The 1,195-nt window shown below is 43.8% G+C and carries 1 protein-coding gene; it reads left to right on the forward strand.

The genetic code is table 11. The features are described from left to right. Nucleotides 1–1,176 (forward strand): elongation factor Tu, encoded by a 1,176-nt coding sequence (gene tuf / locus J7R07_RS07910; protein WP_012755022.1) that lies wholly within the window; start codon nucleotides 1–3, stop codon nucleotides 1,174–1,176. Nucleotides 1,177–1,195 lie beyond the last annotated feature (19 nt).

Genomic DNA, 1,195 nt, shown 5'->3' on the forward strand with positions numbered 1-1,195 from the left:
ATGGCAAAGAGCAAATTTGAACGTACGAAGCCGCATGTTAACATTGGTACGATTGGTCATGTTGATCATGGGAAGACTTCATTAACAGCAGCGATTACGAAATATTTTGGTGAATTTAAAGCGTATGACCAAATTGATGCAGCACCGGAGGAACGTGCACGTGGAATTACCATTTCTACAGCGCATGTTGAGTATGAAACAGAGAATCGGCACTATGCGCACGTTGATTGTCCTGGACACGCAGATTATGTGAAGAACATGATCACGGGAGCTGCGCAGATGGATGGAGCGATTCTTGTTGTTTCTGCAGCTGATGGTCCAATGCCTCAGACACGTGAGCATATTTTGCTAGCGCGTCAGGTTGGAGTTCCGGCGATTGTGGTTTTTCTCAATAAGGTTGATCAGGTTGATGATGCGGAGCTTTTAGAGCTTGTTGAACTTGAAGTACGTGAGCTGTTGTCAAAATATGATTTTCCAGGAGATGATATCCCGATAGTAAAGGGTTCTGCATTGGCAGCCCTTGAAGATAAAGACAAAAGTATTGGTGAAGATGCTGTTCGTCTTTTGATGAGTGAAGTTGATAATTATATCCCAACTCCTGAGCGTCCTGTTGATCAGCCATTTTTAATGCCGATAGAAGATGTTTTTTCGATTTCGGGACGTGGTACGGTTGTTACAGGCCGTGTTGAGCGTGGTGTTATTAAAGTTGGAGAGGAAATCGAAATAATAGGTATTCGTCCAACTTCTAAGACGACGGTTACAGGTGTTGAAATGTTCCGCAAGCTTTTGGATCAAGGTCAAGCGGGTGATAATATTGGAGCATTGCTTCGTGGTGTTGATCGTGAAGGAATTGAACGTGGTCAGGTTTTGGCGAAGCCTGGTTCTGTTACCCCACATACACGTTTTAAAGCAGAGGCTTACATTTTAACGAAGGATGAAGGTGGTCGTCATACACCATTTTTCACGAATTATCGTCCTCAGTTTTATTTCCGTACGACGGATGTGACGGGGATCGTAACCCTTCCAGAAGGTACCGAGATGGTTATGCCTGGTGATAATGTCGCAATGGATGTTTCTTTGATTGTTCCAATTGCCATGGAAGAGAAGCTTCGTTTCGCTATTCGTGAAGGTGGCCGTACTGTTGGTGCAGGTATCGTTTCTAAAATCATTGAGTAAGTAGTGGTTATTGAAGAGC

Origin of the sequence: Bartonella phoceensis, assembly GCF_902825145.1 — a bacterium.
In the GTDB taxonomy this organism is placed as follows: Bacteria; Pseudomonadota; Alphaproteobacteria; order Rhizobiales; family Rhizobiaceae; genus Bartonella; species Bartonella phoceensis.

What these genes read in the sequence shown, in the direction of transcription:
- tuf (WP_012755022.1), top strand. Translation starts at nt 1, where the DNA reads ATGGCAAAGAGCAAATTTGAACGTACGAAGCCGCATGTTAACATTGGT.